Below are 16,342 nucleotides of genomic sequence, written 5' to 3' on the forward strand. Positions count from 1 at the left end.
GGGGTTCTTGAGCGTTACTTGGCGCGGCCCGTGTAGCCCTGGGCCAGCGTGTCGATGCGGTAGGCGGCGCCACGGCCGACGACGAAGAGCTGCTTCTTGTCCTTGCCGGCAAAGGCGAGGTTCTGCGGCTGCTTCGGCAGCGAGATGACGCCCTGCGCACGGCCGGCCGCATCGAACACCTCGATGCCCGCGCTGGTGGCGACGTAGAGCCGGCCCTGCGCGTCCACGGCCAGGCCGTCGGCACCGCTGCTGGGGCCGTTGGGGGCGTCGACGCGCCAGCCCGCCAGCTTGGCGAAGTCGCGGCGTGGGCCCAGGTTGCCGTCGGCCAGGATCTCGTAGGCCAGCACATGCTCACCGGCCGTGTTCGCGACGTACAGCGTCTTCTCGTCGGGGCTCAGCTGGATGCCGTTGGGCCGCGTGATGTCCGCCGCCAGCCGCTCCAGCAGCCCGGGCTTGACTCGGTACACGGCCGGCGGTGCCACCTCGCCCGGGGCGGCGCCAGCCTGGTTTGCGTTGCGGCCGGAGTCGGTGAAATAGACGCTGCCATCGCGTGCCACGACGAGGTCGTTGGGCCGGCCGAAGGGCTTGCCACCCCAGCCGCTGGCCAGGGTCTTGGCCGCCGTGCCCAGCGTGCCCACGCGCGTGTCGTTCACCTGCACGGCCACGATCTCGCCCGCCGGGTTCAGGCCCAGGCCGTTGGCGCCGTTGGTGTCGCGCAGGTGGGTGCTGAGGTGGCCGTCAGTGGCGATGCGGGTGATGCGCGCGTCCTGCGTCTCGGTGAAGACGAAGCTGCCGTCGGGCAGGGCGAGCGGCCCTTCGGTGCCCTTGAAGCCGTCGCCCAGGATGACGATGGGTGTGCCATCGGCCACCACGCCCGGGATGGCGCCGGTGCGCGCGGGGGCGGGGGCTAGCGCCTGCACGGCGGCGAGCGCCGCGTCCACGTTGGCCTCGGGGGCCAGGCCGCCGACGGTGGCGACGACGCGGCCGTCACGGCCGACGACGAAGCTGGTGCGCTCGGCGCGGGCGTGGGTGATGTCCTGGCCCTTGGTCGTCTTGCGGCCGGGGGGCGTGGCGGTGGTGGCGATGTCGAAGCCGCGGGCCACCAGGCCATCGGCGTCGGAGGCCACGGTCAACTTGCCGGCGCAGGTCTCGGGGTCGGTAGAGAACTCGCGCAGGCGCTCCAGGCTGTCGCCCGATATACCGATGACGGTGGCGCCGGCTGCGGTGAAGCGGGCCAGGTTCTCGGCGAACGCGTGGGCCTGCAGGTTGCAGCCGCCGGTGAAGGCGGCGGGGTAGAAGTAGACGACGACCGGCCCCTTGGCCAGCGCAGTCTTCAGCTGCACGTCCACCGTCTTGCCGGCCAGGGCCGCGCTGGCCTTGAAGTCGGGCGCGGCATCGCCGGGCTTGAGGGCGGCTTGGGCCAAGCCGGATGCAGTGGCGAAGGCGAGCGCGACGGACAAGGCGATGGTCTGTTTCATGAGCGTCATGGCGATCTCGTCAGGGGAGGGGCTTGTAGGGGTCGTGGCAGTCGTTGCAGGCCAGGGCAATGGCGCGGGCCGACTGGGCGGCGGCGGCGAGGTCGCCTTGCGCCACGTGGCCCGGGATGGCCGCGGCCAGCTTTTCGCCGTCGCGCGAGAAGCCCACGGCATCGGCGGCGGGGTAGTCGCGCTCGAAGTACACGGCCATGTCGGCGTAGAGCTTCCGCAGCGCCTGCGCATCGGCCACGGCTTCGTCCTTGCGGCCGGCGGCGAGGTGCTTCTGCACGCTGACGGTCTTGGCGTCGATGGCGCGCATCCAGATGCCTAGCTCCAGGCGCGAGGCGGCCTGGGTCAGCGGTACGACGCAGAGGGCCATGAAGGCCAGCAGGATCAGGCGTTTCATTTCTTCTTGTAGACCTCGTGGCAGGTCTTGCAGCTGCGGGTCAGGTCGCTCAGGGCATCCATCGCGGCGTCGTAGTTGTCGGCCTCGACGGCTTCGACGATGGCTTTGGCATGGGCCTGGGATTTGCGCGAAAAGTCCACGCCGCGGGTGGCATCGGCCTTGGCGCTGAAGTGGCTTTCGACCCGCTGGAAATAGCGAGCCAGTTCCTTGGCGTCGTCCAGGGCTTTCTTGTCCTGCAGGCTGATGCGCGAGTCGAGGTTGTGCAGCGTCTCCTCGGCTTCGCGCATGTCGTCGGCGGTCAGGCCTTGGGCGGCGAGGACGGAGCCTGCGATGAGCAACGGGAGAGCTGCGGCGAGTGTGAAACGGGAGCGCATTCGGGTTGTTCGTTTGTTGCTTGCTTTAGCGGAGAGCGTTGTCTGCTCGTTGCATTGCCGGGATTCCGCCCCGGCGGGCGTGTAACTTTCTTCTGCGGCGCCAGAAGAAAGTCACCAAAGAAGAGGCGCTGAACCGCACACGAGCACCAAGTGCCGTGTGCAGGGGGCAAAGCCACAGCGGCGTTGCGCCAAGACGCGACCCGCTTCGCTCTCGCTGCTGTCCCTGTGACCGGCACCATCCATTGCCCCTTCACGCCGGTTAACGCCGGCTGCACGCCGGGCTCATCAGGGGATACCGCGTCGCTCGGGCGACGCTGCATTGGGCTGTTCTGGTGAGCACGGCGTGCAGCCGCGCGTCGGACGGGCCAAGGGTTCGATGCAAACGGCTCGTGACAAGTCAGACGCGAGAGCGAAGCGGTTCGCATGCGGGCAGGTCATCAGGGCGGTCGCACGGCGCAGCTCGTGCATGTGGTGCTGGTGTGCGGTTCAGCGCCTCTTCTTTGGTGACTTTCTTCTGGCGCCGCAGAAGAAAGTTACCCCGCCGCCGGGCGGGACTCCCGGCAATGCAGCGATCAGACGCACTCTCCGCACGAGCAACCTTCACATCAAGCCAGGATCTCCTTGATGACGTCACCGAACACGGTGGTTGCCTTCTCCGCCCGACCTTGGTGAGCAAACACCAGCTTCTTGTGGTTCAGCCCCAGCTGATGTAGCAACGTGGCCTGCAGGTCATACGTGTCCACGATGCCGGTCTCTGCACGCAGCCCGATCTCGTCCGTGCCGCCATACGTCCCAGGCTTGATGCCACCACCCGCGATCCACTGCGTGTAGCCCCAGGGGTTGTGGTCCCGTCCATTGCCGCTCTGCCCATACGGCGTACGACCGAACTCGGAGGCCCAGACCACCAGCGTCGTCTCCAGCAGGCCGCGCTCCTTCAGGTCAGCCAGCAGTGCGCCGACCGGCTGGTCGACCTGCTTGCACATCACGGCGTGGTTGCGCTCCAGGTTGTTGTGGGCATCCCACGAATCCACGCTGTTGTCCGGCGCACCGGAGATCACGTGCACGAAGCGCACGCCGCGCTCCACCAGGCGGCGGGCGCGCAGCAGCGAGGTGCCGTACTCGTCGGTCTCCTTGGTGCCGATGCCGTAGGCGGCCTTGGTGGCGGCGGTTTCCTTGCTCAGGTCCACGGCCTCGGGGGCCGAGGTCTGCATGCGGTAGGCCAGGTCGTAGCTCTTGGCACGGGCGATCAGCTCGGTGTCGCCGGGGTAGCGGTCGGCGTGCTCGCCGTTCAGGGCACGCAGCAGGTCGAGTTGGGCGCGCTGCTCCTTCTCGGTGATGCCGTCCGGGCGGGCCAGATGCAGGATGGGCGAGTCGCCCTTGCGGAAAGGCGTGCCCTGCAGCGCGGCGGGCAGGAAGCCGCTGCTCCAGATGACCGCACCACGGCCGCCGCCGGCAGCGCCCACGCCGGTGGGCAGCACGACGAAGGCGGGCAGGTCGGGGTTGGCCGAACCCAGGCCGTACTGCACCCAGGAGCCCAGGGCCGGGCGGCCCGGCACCAGGCCGGCGGTGTGCAGCTTGAGCGACGCGATGACGTGCGTGCTGCCTTCGGTCTTGCTGCCCTTCAGGAACGCGATGCTGTCGGCCTGCTTGGCGATGTTGGGCAGCAGGTCGGAGACCCACGCGCCTTGCTCGCCGTGCTGCTTCCACGTGCGCTTGCTGGCGAACAGGTTGCCCACGCCGCCGTCGGTGGCGGTCTTCAGGTCCTTGCCGAAGCTGTCGGGCAGCGGCGTGCCAGCCAGCTTGATGAGCTCGGGCTTGTAGTCGAACAGGTCCAGCGTGCTGGGCGCGCCGGCCATGTGCAGCCAGATGACGGCCTTGGCCTTGGCCGGGTGATGGGGCTGGCGCGGCTGCGTCGGGTCGAACAGCTCGGCGGCGACGGCGGACTGCAAGCCGCCGAAGCTGCCGAAACCGAAGGCACCCGCGGTGGCGGCACCGGCAGCCGTGCCGAGGAAATGCCGACGATTGGGGCGACGGGAATGGTCGTGTGAATGGCTCATGGCGGACCTCTTAGAAGCGGTAGGTGAATTCGTTGGTGTTGACCAGGGTGTGGACCAGGTCGACGAAGGCGGCGGCGCGGGCCTTGCTGGCGCCCTTGGTGGGTGCGCCGCTCGTGGCCGCAGCGGTGGTGGCGGGGGCGGCTGCGCCGCCGTCGTCCGCGGCGTCATCGCCGCCGTCGCCCTTCTTGCGCTTGGCGGCCTGCTGGTCCAGGTAGGACAGGAAGGCAGTGCGCTCGTAGCGGTCCGGCTCGCGCTTGTAGGCGGCCTTGTAGAAGCCGTCGATCTGCTTGGCGAGCGTGGGCGAGACACCCCAGCCTTCGGGCAGATGCGGCTTCTTGACCTCGCCGGCCTGCGCCGTCTGCAGCGCCTCCTGGGCGTTCAGGAAGGCGACGAGCTTTTCCTTCTCCTTGGTACTCGGCTTGCGGGCGAACAGGATCTCGTAGACGCGGTCGATCTGCGCGGACTCGCCGGTGGGCGCTTCCTGGATCACGCGGCCGGCCAGGGCTTGGCTCCAGCCCAGCACCAGGTCGCTGTTGACCAGGGCCAGGGCCTGCGGTGCCGTCGTCGTCACGTCACGGCGGAAGTGCGGCGATTGCGGGTTGGCCCAGTCGAAGGTTTCCAGCAGCGGGTAGGGCGAGTTGCGCAGCACGAAGACGTAGAGGCTGCGGCGGTTGTGGTCGCGCGGGTCCTCGGACGTCTGCCAACGGTTGCGCTGGCCGCCTATGTCGAAGTTGACGGGAATCGGCGGATAGACCGACGGGCCGCCGCGCTTCTCTTCAAGCAGGCCCGAAGCGGCCAGCAGCGAGTCACGCAGCTGTTCGGCTTCCAGGCGCTGGCGCGGGAAGGCCCACAGCAGCTTGTTGTCCGGGTCCTTCTTGACCTCGGCAGGGTCGCGATTGGCGCTGGCCTGGCGGTAGGTGCTGGACAGCAGGATCTGCTTTTGCAGCGTCTTCACGCTCCAGCCTTGCTTGACGAAGTCGGCGGCCAGCTTGTCGAGCAGCTCGGGGTGGGTGGGCTTGGAGCCGGTCTTGCCGAAGTCGGCCGACGTGTCGACGATGCCGCGACCGAAGAACTGCGCCCACTGGCGGTTGACGAAGACGCGCGCCGTCAGGCCGTTCTCGGGGCTCACCAGCCAGTTGGCCAGCGCCGTGCGGCGGCCGGAGGACGTCGCGGTGGGCTTGATGTCCAGCGTCGTGTTGTCGGTCAGCAGTGCTGGCAGGCCGGGTTGCACTTCCTGCAGCGGGCGGTCGTAGATGCCCTTGAACAGCACCTTGGTCGGCGGCGAGTCCGGGCCCAGCTCGACCATGGTCGAGATCGCGCCGGGGTCCTTGGGCTTGAGGTGGTCGAACTTCTTCAGCTCGTCGCCCAGGGCCTGGTACTTGGCGTAGTTGTCCTTGTCCCGCGTGCGCATCTGGTTCTCGGCATTGCGGGTGCGGCCCTGCATCGTCCAGAGGTTGCGGTGGTAGATCCAGCGGTCGTAGGCGTTGCGCTCGGCGGCCGGCTTGGTGATGGACACGCGCGTCTCGGGCACGAAGCCCGACAGGCGGTCAGTCTCCAGCTTGTCGATGGTGGGCTTGAGCAGGGCTTCGCGCTTCTCGCGCACGTCCTTGGTGGCAGCCTCCCACTTGGCGAGCTGAGTGTCGTAGTCGGTCTTGGCCTTGCCGGTCAGCGTGGAGACGTCGTCCTTCCAGCTGGCGTTCGAGAAGAACGCCTGGAACTGGTAGTACTCCTGCTGCGTGATCTTCTCGGTCTTGTGGTCATGGCACTGGGCGCAGCCCAGCGTCGTGCCCAGGAAGACGGCGGAGACGGTGTCGGTCAGGTCGTTGGCGACTTCCTGCTTCTTCAGGTTCAGGTCGCGGGCGTTGATTTCGTCCGGCAGGTTGCGCAGGAAGCCGGTGGCAATCAGCGCTTCGGTCTTCTCGGGCCAGAGTTCGTCGCCGGCCAGCTGTTCCTTGACGAAGCGATCGAAGGGCTTGTCGGCGTTGAAGGCGTTGACGACGTAGTCGCGGTAGCGCCAGATGTTGGGGCGGGTGCCGTCGGTGTTGTAGCCGTCGCTGTCGGCGTAGCGGGAGAGGTCCAGCCAGCGGCGTGCCTGGCGCTCGCCGTAGCGCTGCGAGGCGAGCAGGCGCTCGACGAGCTTCTCGTGCGCCTTGGGCGACTTGTCGTTGACGAAGGCGTTGACCTCTTCGGGCGTGGGCAGGATGCCCCAGGTGTCGAGGGTGGCGCGGCGGATGTAGGCGCGGCGGTCGGCTTCGGCCGAGGGCGTCAGGCCCACGGCTTCGAGCTTGGCCAGCACGAAGGCGTCCAGCGGCTCACGCACCCAGGCCTTGGCCTTGACGGCAGGCGTGGCCAGCTTGGTGTTGAGCGGCGTGTACGACCAGGGGCGCTCGCTGCCCTTCACGAAGCCGCCCGGAGGCGCGTAGTCCTCTGCGGGGCTGAGTGTGGCGACGCTGGCGAGCAGTGCCGCGAGGGCGAGGGGGGCGATCCTGAACTTGGAGCGTTGGGGCACGGAGGTCTCCCGATGGGAATGGACTGAGGTGGTCAGCGCAATAAGCGCGCCAGCCAAAAGCGTGGCCGGGCACCTGTTTGGCGGTGTTTTTTGGAGCCGGATCAACAGCGCTGTTGCGCGGCTGTTGATCCAGCAACAGCAGGGCTTACAACTTGCCGGTGATCTGCACGCCGATGGAGCGCGGCGTGGCTGGCGAGTAGCTCGTCCAGCTCTGCGACTGCGGCGTGTCGTCGTTGAACAGGTTCTTGGCCAGCAGGCTGATGTCGAAGGTCTTGTTGATCTTGCCGACACCCAGGGCCAGGTCCACCCGGTAGCTGGCCGGGATCTTGGAATAGATCGACAGCGAGTTGTCGGACAGGTAGCTGGACGAGTAGGCCAGGTTGCCGGTGACGTGGAACTGCTTGTCGCCCCAGATCGGCAGGCGGTAGTCGCCGCCGACGTTCCAGGTCAGCTTGGGTGCGCCGGCCAGCGTCTTGCCGGAGTAGTCCTTGGCGTAGTTGGTGGTGGTGACCACGTTGGCCTCCTCTACCGGGTAGGCGCCGTTCGGGAAGGACTTGTAGATCGCCTTGTTGTAGGCGCCGGAGAAGCGCAGGCTGACGTCGCGGATGCCGTTGTAGACGCCGTCGACCTCCAGGCCCGACACCTGGACCTTGGGCGCGCTGCCCGTGATCGACGCGTAGGCGCCCGACGGCGTGATGCCGTTGGCGATGTTCTGGTTGGTCGTGTAGACGTCGATGACGCGCACGGCCTGCTGGTAGTCCTTGATGTTGGTCAAGAACACATCGGCGTTGAGCACCAGCGTCTTGTTGAGCAGCAGCGACTTGAAGCCCAGCTCGAAGTTGTCGGTCTTCTCGGCCTTCACCGGGTAGGACTCGCCGTTGTAGGCCTGGGCAATGCCCGCCTTCTCGCCGTGCTGGTAGGCGGCGTAGCCCGTGATGTCCTTCGTGAACTTGTAGCTCGGGCTGATGGTGAACGACGGCTGCGTGGCCTTGTAGGGTTCGACCCACTTGGGGTTGAACAGCACGCCGAGCTGGCTCAGGCGGATGGCCTTGGCGGCGGCGACCTGGCGCTTTTGCGCGGCGGTCAGCGCGCCGTAGGTGGCGACGTTGAAATACTTGGCGGCGGTGGCATCGGCCAGTGCGATCTGCGTGGCGCTGTTGGCGGCGGTGAGGTTGCCGGCGGCGTCGTTGGCGAAGCCGCCCAGCGCCACGTTCGTGATGCCGACCGGGTTCAGCTCGGGCGCACTGCCCGGGTCCAGCAGCACCGACGAGGTCAGGTTGCGGCGGTCTTCGCGGGTGATGCGCAGGCCCGTGGTCAGCGTGATCTTGTCGCTGAGGTGCCAGTTGGCCTGGCCGAAGACGGCTGCGCTGCGGTTGTCGATGAACTGCGCCCCCGGCGTGGAGTTCACTGCGGCCTTCACGTTGGCCAATGAGTTGGCCAGCAGGTAGCGACCCGCGCCGTCGGTATCCAGCGTCGTGTACTGCGACGCGCTGGCATACCAGGCGCCGGCGTCGTTGCCCCAGGCGCGGTCGTACTCGGCCGAGTTCTTCACGCGGATCAGGTAGAGGCCGCCCTGGTAGTCCACGAAGCCGCCGGCCGCCGAGCTGATGCGCAGCTCCTGGCTGGTCTGCTTGTAGTCGTTCCAGTAGCCGCCGGAGTTGCGCGCGATGTCGAAGGGCGTGCCCTCGTCGTTGACGGCGTTGAAGTGGTAGTTTTTGAAGGCGGTGATGGAGGTCAGGGTGTGGTCGCCGGCGAGCTTCCAGTTGGCCTCTAGCGAGGCGCCGCTGCTGCCCGTCACGAGACCGCGCGCGGCGTCGTTGTTGAGGGTGTTGTAGTAGTCGTCCAGCGTGTAGCTCTTGACCTGGTTGAACCAGCGGCGGGCCAGGCGGGCCTCGGTCGACGTCGTCGAAGCCGGGATGGCCGTGCCGTCGAGGTAGGTGTGGGTGTTGGCGAAGTTGAAGCTGCGGCCGTTCGTGGTCTCGGCCGCGCGCGGCTGCAGCTCGAAGCGCGCAATGGCGTTGAAGTCGTCGCTCGGGCGGTACAGGAACTGCACGCGGCCGGAGACGCGGTCCTTGTTCGTGTAGGTGACGTTGCGGTTGTACTGGTTGGGGATGTCGCCTTCTTGCCGCTGCACGGAGAAGGCGCCGCGCCAGGCCAGCACGTTGTCGACGATGGGGCCGCCCACGGCAGCCCAGGCCTGCAGGCCGCGGCGCTGCTGGAAGGTGATGCCGTAGTCGGCCGTCGGCGTGAAGGACGGCTTCTTGGTGTTGAAGATGATGTTGCCGACGCTGGTGTTCTTGCCCAGCAGCGTGCCCTGCGGGCCGCGCGAGACTTCGATGGTGTCGATGTCGATGAAGTCGAAGCTCGACGTCAACGCGTTGTAGGCATAGGAGACGCCGTCCACGATGACGCCGACGCTCGGGTCCTGCGCTTCGGTCTGGCCGACCTTGCCGATGCCGCGGATGGACAGCGAGCTGGTGCGCTGGTTACCCAGGTTCCAAGACACGTTGCCGGCGCGCTTGGTGATTTCCTCGATGCCGGTGGCGCCCAGGCGCGAGAGCTCCTCGCCCTGGATGACGGAGATCGACAGCGGCACGTCCTGCAGCTTCTCGATGCGGTTGCGGCTGCGCACGGTGACGGCGCCGAGTTCCTGGGTTTCAGGGGCGGGCGGCGTGGTGTCCTGGGCGAATGCGCTGCCGGCAGCGAGCGTGGCGATGAGGGCAGTCAGTGGACGAAGACGGAAAGCGTTTTTTGGGTTCATGGGATGAGGTGAGCGGGAGGGTTTGCTGCTCACCAATTGCAGGGAGCGTGCCCAATACGCAGGGCTTCTAAGCTGATGCGCTTCGCGTTGGCGGCGGGGGTTTTGAGCCCTTTGGCGCCGGTTTTGCGGCCGCGTGCTGTGGCTTGCCACCCGCGGCCGGCTCCGGGCTGTTGCGGGCGCAACAGTTGGTCAGCAGGTGCTGCTGTTGTGTCCGCAGTTCTGATCGCTGCGGCGTGCGTTTCCCGGCACATCGAGGCGCTTGCAGGCTGGCACGGAAGCTGCGCTGTGCCCCGGGTCTGTCACTTCACTCCGCCCCCCAATGAAAGCACTCAGCACCCTCGCCATGGCTGCCCTGCTGGCCGCCACGCCCTTCGTGCAAGCCCAGACCGCTGCTGCCTCCGCGCCCGCCGCCGCTGCCGAATGGAAGAACAAGACCCCGCGCCTGAAGGCCCCGGAGGTCGACGCGCTGCTGGCCCAGCCCGAGAAGCTGCTGGTGCTGGACCTGCGCCGCCCCGACGAGCTCATCAAGTACGGCAGCTTCCCGGTCTACCTCAACATCCAGAACAAGGACCTGGAAAAGCACCTGGCCTACCTGCCCAAGGACCGCGTCATCCTGACCGTGTCCAACCACGCGGTGCGCGCTGGCGTTGCGGGCGACCTGCTGGCCGCGAAGGGCTACAAGGTGGTCGGCGCCACCGGCAGCGAGGACTACGAGAACGAAGGCGGCAAGGCCGTTACCCACTTGCAGGCACCGCCGCCGCGCGCGCCGCGTGCCGCTGCTTCCGCCGCCGGAGGAACGGATGTCGCAGCAGCTCGCCAGCCTTGAGGCCGGTGCGGCGGGGGCTCCTGCCGATGTCCCGGTCTGGGACCTGCCGCTGCGCGTCTTCCACTGGGCGCTGGTGCTGCTCGTCACGGCCACCATCGCCACAGGCCTGCTCGGTGGAGCGTGGATGACCTGGCATGCGCGCGCCGGCCAGGCCATCGCGGCGTTGCTGGTGTTCCGCCTCGCCTGGGGCCTGTGGGGCACGCGCTATGCGCGCTTCGCGCAGTTCTGGCCCGCGCCTTCGCGTGTGTGGGCCTACCTGCGCGGGCGCTGGCAGGCGCTGGGCCACAACCCGCTCGGGGCGCTGTCCGTCTTCGCCGTGCTGGCCCTGCTTGTCACGCAGGTGCTGACCGGCCTGCTCGGCAATGACGAGATCGGCTTCGCCGGGCCGTGGTCGGGCTGGGTGTCGGAGGACACCAGTCTGAGCCTCACCGGCTGGCACAAGCTGGCGGCCAAGCTGCTCTACGGTTGGCTGGGCCTGCACGTGGTGGCCATTGCCGTGCATGAACTGCTGCACCGCCAGCCGCTGCTGCGCGCGATGTGGCAAGGCCGGCGCCCGGGTGCGGCTTCCGCGGCTGCAGAGCGGCTGCGCTGGCCGCTGCTGCTGCTCAGCCTGGGCCTGGGTGCGGGGGCTTGGGCGCTGCTCTGGATCTCCGGGCTTTCGCAGATATGAGCCCTCGTTGACGACGGTGCGGGAGCGCCGTCGTCACGTTCCTGTCACGCAGCGCGGCCAGCATCGGCGGTTTTGCGACAACCGCCTTGCATGAGACTGCTGCCTGCCTTGCTGGCCTTGATCGGCCTGATCGCCTTGCCTGCGGCTCGCGCCGCTGACGCACCACTTGAGCTGGCCTTCGGCGACTTCTTCGCCCAGCCCATCGGCCCCCGTGGGCTGGAGCCGACGGCACGGCTGCTGGCGGCACAAGGCCGCGAGGTGCGCCTCGTCGGCTTCATGGTGCAGCGCGAGCATGCCCAGCCTGGGCGCTTCCTGCTGACGCCGCGGCCGGTCTCCATGGCCGAGCACGCCGACGGCGAGGCCGATGACCTGCCCGCCGCCACCGTCACCGTGCTGCTGCCCGAGGCACAGCGCGCCCGCGTCGTCGCTCACCAGGCCGGCCCGGTCGGCCTGACCGGCCGCCTCGAATACGGCCCGGCCGAAGACGAAACCGGCCGCGTGTCCTGGCTGCGCCTGCGCCTCGCGCCCGAGGCCCTGGCCGCCCACCCCCCTTCGCACTGAGACCTCTCCGATGAAACAGACCCTGCTTTTGGCAGTACTGGCGGCACTGGCCGCGGGTTCCGCCGTCGCTGCCCCCGCCGTGACCCGCCTGACACCGCCCAGCGAGCTGTTCTCCAGCGGCCGTGCCGACCCCGTCATCGCCCGCTTCCTGCCGGGCCAGCGCTTCGACCTGCAGGCCACCGTCAAGCCCGACGCCGGCCAGAAGATCACCGCCGCGCGTTTCCTCGTCGACGGCAAGCCGGTGGCCGCCACCGTCGCACTGCGCGACTGCGCCAGCGGCTGCACCAAGGGCCTGGTCGCGGAGACGGCGATTGCCACCGCGCGCGCAGTCTCGGTCGACGTCGCCGGCAAGCATGAGTTCAGCGTCGAGGCGACGCAGGCCGATGGCCAGAAGGTGGTGGCCAAGGGCAACTTCGAGGTCGTGCCCTTCACGGCAGCCCTGGGCCCCAAGGTGAAGAACATCATCATCCTGCTCGGCGACGGCATGGGCGCCTCGCAGCGCACGGCTGCGCGCATCGTGCATGGCTACGCGCAAGGCAAGGCACTGCAGCCGCTGGCGATGGACACGTTCACCGCCACGGCCCTGGTCAAGACCGCGTCGCTGAACAGCATCGTCACGGACTCGGCGCCCGGCATGACGAGCTATGTCAGCGGCAACAAGAACAACAACAACGAGGAGGGCGTGTTCCCCGACGACACGGTCGACGCCTTCGACAACCCGCGCATCGAGTACCTCTCCGAGTACCTGCACCGCACGCAGGGCAAGCAGCTCGGCGTCGTTACGACGGCCGATGTCTTCGACGCCACGCCTGCCGGCAACGCCGTGCACACCAGCAACCGCGGCGCGGGCACCGGCATCGTCGACCAGTTCTTCGACGACCGTGGCCAGACCGGCCTGACCGTGTTGATGGGCGGCGGCCGCAAGTGGTTCCTGCCCGCGGGCACGCCGGGCTCGGCGCGCACCGACACGAGCGACTACGCGTTCTCGGCCAGTGACGCGCACACGGCCGAGATCGTCAAGCGCTGGGGTGCCGCCGCTGGCGCGATGGACAAGGGCCGCGACCTCATCGCGGCCTTCCAGGGCGCCGGCTTCAGCTACGCCGCCACCAAGGCCGACCTCGACAAGGCCGATGCCGCCAAGCCCCTGCTCGGCCTGTTTGCCTTCTCCAACATGAACGTGGCGCTGGACAAGATCAACGGCCGCCGCGGCACGGAGAAGAACGGCCTGGGCGGCGCCAGCGTCGTCGAGGACTTCGGCCTGCCCGACCAGCCCATGCTGGACGAGATGGCCACCAAGGCCCTCGCCGTGCTGAAGCGCGCGCCCAAGGGCTTCGTGCTGATGATCGAAGGCGCCTCCATCGACAAGCAGGCCCATGCGATGGACACCGAGCGCTGGATGCTGGACACGCTGGAGTTCGACCGCGCCGTGCGCGTGGCGCAAGACTTCGCGGCCGAGCAGGGCGACACCCTCGTCATCGTGACGGCCGACCATGAATGCTCGGGCGCTGCACTGATCGGCGGCTCCATCGTCACCGACAAGCAGCTGGTGGAGCTGGCCACCAAGAAGGGTGTGGCCAACCTGCGCAACAGCGTCGTCGGCCCCTACGAGAAGGCCGGCTTCCCGCGCTACAAGCTCGCCGCCGATGGCTACCCGGAGACGACGGACATCGACTACCGCCTGCTCGTGGGCTACGGCGCCAACGCCGACCGCTACGAAGACTGGCGCACGAAGAAGACGCCGCAGCGCGATGTCCAACAGCCTTTCGCCAGCGATGCGCCGTTGAAGTGGTACCCCGCCAACGCGCAGGAGCGCGACGATGCCTTGGGCGACTACCTCGTCACCGGCCAGGTGCCCGGCGAGCAGGCCGTGCACACGGCCACGGACGTGCCTTTGTCCGCCTACGGCCCTGGCGCGCTGGCCTTCACCGGTGTCATCGACAACACCGACGTGTTCTTCAAGCTCGCCCAGGCGGCCGTCAAGGGCGTCGTTGCGCCCGCCGATACTTCCGGCTCCAAGAAGCCGCCCAAACCCAAGCGTTGAAACCTGCCGACACCGCCCCACCCGCCAGTTCTCCCAAGCCCTGGCGTCGTCTGGCGGCGGTGCTGGCCCTGCTGGCGGCGTTGTGGGCGCTGTTCGAGTTCACCGGCCTGCGCGCCCAGATCAACCCGCAGGCGCTGCGCGACGGCTTCGGCGAGCATCGCTTCTGGGGCTTTGCCGCCTTCACCGCGCTGTTCGCCATCGGCAACCTGATCCAACTGCCCGGCTGGTTCTTCCTGGCCGCCGCGGTGCTGGCCTTGGGGCCGCTGTGGGGGGCGCTGGCCACGGGCTCGGCCGCGCTGATCTCCTGCGTCGTCACCTTCTTCGTCGTGCGCGCCTTTGGCGCCGATGCGCTGCGCGAGCTGCCCGGGCCGCTGGCCAAGCGGCTGTTCGCGCGCCTGGACGCCCACCCGGTGCGCAGCGTGGCCTTGCTGCGCCTGGTCTTCCAGACCGTGCCGGCGTTGAACTACGCGCTGGCGCTGTCGGGCCTGCGTTTTCGCGACTACATGCTGGGCACGCTGATCGGCCTGCCCGGGCCGCTGATCATCTACGCGACCTTCTTCGACACGCTGGCGGGCTGGATGGGCTGGTCGGTCCATTGACCCTGGCACGGCACGGCCCGGCGCCCGCAGGGAAGATGCGCTGATGAACGTATCCACCACACGCCAGCTCTGGCTGCTGGCCCTGGCCAACTTCGTCATCGGCATGGGCGCTTTCGTCGTCGTCGGCGTGCTGTCACCGGTGTCAGTGGCCTTTGGCGTCGACCGGGCGCAAGCGGGCGCGCTGATGAGTGTCTATGCCGCCACCTATGCCGTCACCTCGCCGCTGCTGGTGGCCGCCACCGGCCGGCTGGATCGGCGCCGGCTGCTGTCCATCGGCCTCACGCTGTTCGGCCTCGGGTCACTCGCGGCCGCGCTGGCGCCCAGCTTTGCGCTGCTGCTCGCGGCGCGTGCGCTGATGGCCCTGGGCGGCGGCCTCGTCACGCCGGTGGCGGCGTCCATCGGCGTCGCCCTGGCCGGCCCGGGCCAGCAGGGCAAGGCGTTGTCCGTCGTCTTCGGCGGGCTGACGCTGGCCCAGGTGCTGGGCATCCCGGCCGGTGCTTGGCTGGGCTATGCACTGGGCTGGCAGGCGGCTTTCGCGGCGGTCGCCGTGTTGTCGGCGCTCGGCCTGGCGGCCATCGTCATCGCTCTGCCAGCAGGCATCGCCGTGCCCGTGGCCACGTTGGCGAGCCTGGGCGCCGTGCTGCGCAGCGGGCGGCTGATGGGCGCGGTTGCTTTCACGACGCTGTTCATGGGCGCGCTCTACGTTTGCTACACCTTCGTGGCGCCGCTGCTGGAGACCGTCTACGGCCTGAGCCGCGACGGCGTGACGGGCATGCTGCTGCTGTTCGGCCTGGGCGCCGTCGTTGGCAACGCCATGGGCGGGCGGCTGACCGACCGCATCGGCTCGCGCCGCACGCTGGTGCTGCTGTGCCTGGCGCAGAGCCTGCTGATGCCGGCGCTGACGCTGCCGACCTGGCCGCTGGCGGTCGTCGGCGGGCTGATGTTCGTCTGGAGCGTGTTCGGCTGGAGCTTCATGGTGCCGCAGCAGGCGCGGCTGGCGGCGCTGGACCCGGCGCGGCTGCCAGTGCTGTTTGCGCTCAACGCGTCGGCCATCTACGTGGGCGCGACGCTGGGCGCCAGCGTCGGCGGCGTGGTGCTGAAGGGCTTGGGCCTGCATGCGCTGGGGCCGTTTGGCGCCGCGCTGGCCCTGCTTGGTCTGGCGTCATTGGCATTTCGTCGCTGACCTTGGACAGGGGCCGACGCGCGCTGGATACTGGCCCTTCCACAAGGAGACACTCCCTATGAAGACTTGGCTGATTGCCACTCTCGCCCTCGCTGCCGCCGGCGCGCAAGCTCAAGGCACCGACCCGCTGAAGGCCGCCGTCGCGGCCGACACCCGCCTGGTGGGCAATGTCGCCCGCGATGCGCACCGCCACCCGTATGAAACGCTGAGCTTCTTCGGCATCAAGCCGACCGATACCGTCGTCGAACTGGTGCCGGGCGGTGGCTGGTTTACCGAGATCCTCGCGCCCTACCTGCGCGAGGGTGGCCAGCTCTACGCAGCCGACGGCGGCAGCGTGCGTTTCAAGGCCAAGATGGAGTCGATGGGCGTCTACAGCAAGGTCAAGATCACCAGCTTCGACCCGGCCAAGGGCGCGTTCGACATCGCCCCGGCCGGCAGCGCCGACGCGGTGCTGACCTTCCGCAACGTGCACAACTGGATGAACGGCGGCACGGCCCAGGCAGTCTTCGACGCTGCCTTCAAGGCGCTCAAGCCCGGCGGCGTGCTGGGCGTGGAGGAGCACCGCCTGCCCGCCTCGCGCACGCAAGACCCCAAGGGCAGCAGCGGCTACGTGCATGAGGCGGTCGTCATCAAGTTCGCCGAAACCGCGGGCTTCAAGCTGGCGGGCAAGAGCGAAGTCAATGCCAACCCCAAGGACACGGCCGACCACCCCGACGGCGTCTGGACCCTGCCGCCGACCTACGCCCTCAAGGACAAGGATCGTGCGAAGTACCAGGCGATTGGCGAGAGTGATCGCATGACGCTGAAGTTCGTGAAGCCTTGAGGGCCGAGCGCTGGGCCGCTCCCGAGCCGGCCCTCGTCCCCTCGGGGGACCGACCGA

General features: G+C 68.5%; 13 protein-coding genes. 7 read left to right on the forward strand and 6 right to left on the reverse strand.

Annotated elements, in window-relative coordinates; all coding sequences use genetic code 11:
• Nucleotides 1–14: 14 nt before the first annotated feature.
• The 6 genes from AC07V5_RS29430 to AC07V5_RS29455 all read right to left on the reverse strand — a co-directional run bounded on the left by AC07V5_RS29430 (nt 15) and on the right by AC07V5_RS29455 (nt 9,582).
• Nucleotides 15–1,487, reverse strand: coding sequence for an SMP-30/gluconolactonase/LRE family protein (locus AC07V5_RS29430; RefSeq protein WP_495119163.1), 1,473 nt, complete (start codon nt 1,485–1,487; stop codon nt 15–17).
• A gap of 10 nt (nt 1,488–1,497) precedes the next feature.
• Nucleotides 1,498–1,881 (reverse strand): hypothetical protein, encoded by a 384-nt coding sequence (locus AC07V5_RS29435; RefSeq protein ID WP_495119164.1) that lies wholly within the window; start codon nt 1,879–1,881, stop codon nt 1,498–1,500.
• Nucleotides 1,878–2,255: a hypothetical protein gene (locus AC07V5_RS29440; protein WP_495119165.1), complete on the reverse strand. Its 378-nt coding sequence runs from the start codon at nt 2,253–2,255 to the stop codon at nt 1,878–1,880. The genes AC07V5_RS29435 and AC07V5_RS29440 overlap by 4 nt, the downstream gene beginning before the upstream one ends.
• Nucleotides 2,256–2,860: 605 nt before the next feature.
• The gene (locus tag AC07V5_RS29445) at nt 2,861–4,312 is read right to left on the reverse strand and encodes a DUF1501 domain-containing protein (protein ID WP_495119166.1); all 1,452 of its coding nucleotides are present in this window, start codon (nt 4,310–4,312) and stop codon (nt 2,861–2,863) included.
• A gap of 10 nt (nt 4,313–4,322) precedes the next feature.
• Nucleotides 4,323–6,821: a DUF1549 and DUF1553 domain-containing protein gene (locus tag AC07V5_RS29450; protein WP_495119167.1), complete on the reverse strand. Its 2,499-nt coding sequence runs from the start codon at nt 6,819–6,821 to the stop codon at nt 4,323–4,325.
• Nucleotides 6,822–6,966: 145 nt separating this feature from the next.
• Entirely contained in the window at nt 6,967–9,582 is a 2,616-nt protein-coding gene (locus tag AC07V5_RS29455) for a TonB-dependent receptor (RefSeq protein WP_495119168.1), read from the reverse strand.
• A 319-nt stretch (nt 9,583–9,901) separates the two neighbouring features.
• On the opposite strand from AC07V5_RS29455, the gene AC07V5_RS29460 reads away from it, so the two are divergent.
• The 7 genes from AC07V5_RS29460 to AC07V5_RS29490 all read left to right on the forward strand — a co-directional run bounded on the left by AC07V5_RS29460 (nt 9,902) and on the right by AC07V5_RS29490 (nt 16,285).
• Complete coding sequence (locus AC07V5_RS29460) at nt 9,902–10,408, forward strand: rhodanese-like domain-containing protein (RefSeq protein WP_495119169.1); 507 nt, start codon at nt 9,902–9,904, stop codon at nt 10,406–10,408.
• On the forward strand, nt 10,383–11,078 hold the full coding sequence (locus tag AC07V5_RS29465) for a cytochrome b/b6 domain-containing protein (protein ID WP_495119170.1): 696 nt from the start codon (nt 10,383–10,385) through the stop codon (nt 11,076–11,078). The genes AC07V5_RS29460 and AC07V5_RS29465 overlap by 26 nt, the downstream gene beginning before the upstream one ends.
• Before the next feature lie 90 nt (nt 11,079–11,168).
• Nucleotides 11,169–11,639, forward strand: a complete 471-nt coding sequence (locus AC07V5_RS29470) for a hypothetical protein (RefSeq protein WP_495119171.1) — start codon at nt 11,169–11,171, stop codon at nt 11,637–11,639.
• A gap of 10 nt (nt 11,640–11,649) precedes the next feature.
• Nucleotides 11,650–13,680: an alkaline phosphatase gene (locus tag AC07V5_RS29475; RefSeq protein ID WP_495119172.1), complete on the forward strand. Its 2,031-nt coding sequence runs from the start codon at nt 11,650–11,652 to the stop codon at nt 13,678–13,680.
• Nucleotides 13,677–14,279 carry a TVP38/TMEM64 family protein gene (locus AC07V5_RS29480; RefSeq protein ID WP_495119173.1) on the forward strand — a complete coding sequence of 201 codons (603 nt, stop codon included), beginning with the start codon at nt 13,677–13,679 and terminating at the stop codon, nt 14,277–14,279. The genes AC07V5_RS29475 and AC07V5_RS29480 overlap by 4 nt, the downstream gene beginning before the upstream one ends.
• A gap of 43 nt (nt 14,280–14,322) precedes the next feature.
• Nucleotides 14,323–15,462 (forward strand): MFS transporter, encoded by a 1,140-nt coding sequence (locus AC07V5_RS29485; RefSeq protein ID WP_495119174.1) that lies wholly within the window; start codon nt 14,323–14,325, stop codon nt 15,460–15,462.
• Between the two features lie 58 nt (nt 15,463–15,520).
• Entirely contained in the window at nt 15,521–16,285 is a 765-nt protein-coding gene (locus tag AC07V5_RS29490; protein ID WP_495119175.1) for a class I SAM-dependent methyltransferase, read from the forward strand.
• The last annotated feature ends 57 nt before the right edge of the window (nt 16,286–16,342 follow it).

This window comes from Roseateles sp. GW821-FHT02E12, from assembly GCF_059421665.1.

Bases quoted from the DNA above. Each gene is read 5' to 3' on its own strand.
- AC07V5_RS29430 (WP_495119163.1), bottom strand. From the start codon at position 1,487: ATGACGCTCATGAAACAGACCATCGCCTTGTCCGTCGCGCTCGCCTTC.
- AC07V5_RS29435 (WP_495119164.1), bottom strand. From the start codon at position 1,881: ATGAAACGCCTGATCCTGCTGGCCTTCATGGCCCTCTGCGTCGTACCG.
- AC07V5_RS29440 (WP_495119165.1), bottom strand. From the start codon at position 2,255: ATGCGCTCCCGTTTCACACTCGCCGCAGCTCTCCCGTTGCTCATCGCA.
- AC07V5_RS29445 (WP_495119166.1), bottom strand. From the start codon at position 4,312: ATGAGCCATTCACACGACCATTCCCGTCGCCCCAATCGTCGGCATTTC.
- AC07V5_RS29455 (WP_495119168.1), bottom strand. From the start codon at position 9,582: ATGAACCCAAAAAACGCTTTCCGTCTTCGTCCACTGACTGCCCTCATC.
- AC07V5_RS29460 (WP_495119169.1), top strand. From the start codon at position 9,902: ATGAAAGCACTCAGCACCCTCGCCATGGCTGCCCTGCTGGCCGCCACG.
- AC07V5_RS29465 (WP_495119170.1), top strand. From the start codon at position 10,383: ATGTCGCAGCAGCTCGCCAGCCTTGAGGCCGGTGCGGCGGGGGCTCCT.
- AC07V5_RS29470 (WP_495119171.1), top strand. From the start codon at position 11,169: ATGAGACTGCTGCCTGCCTTGCTGGCCTTGATCGGCCTGATCGCCTTG.
- AC07V5_RS29475 (WP_495119172.1), top strand. From the start codon at position 11,650: ATGAAACAGACCCTGCTTTTGGCAGTACTGGCGGCACTGGCCGCGGGT.
- AC07V5_RS29485 (WP_495119174.1), top strand. From the start codon at position 14,323: ATGAACGTATCCACCACACGCCAGCTCTGGCTGCTGGCCCTGGCCAAC.
- AC07V5_RS29490 (WP_495119175.1), top strand. From the start codon at position 15,521: ATGAAGACTTGGCTGATTGCCACTCTCGCCCTCGCTGCCGCCGGCGCG.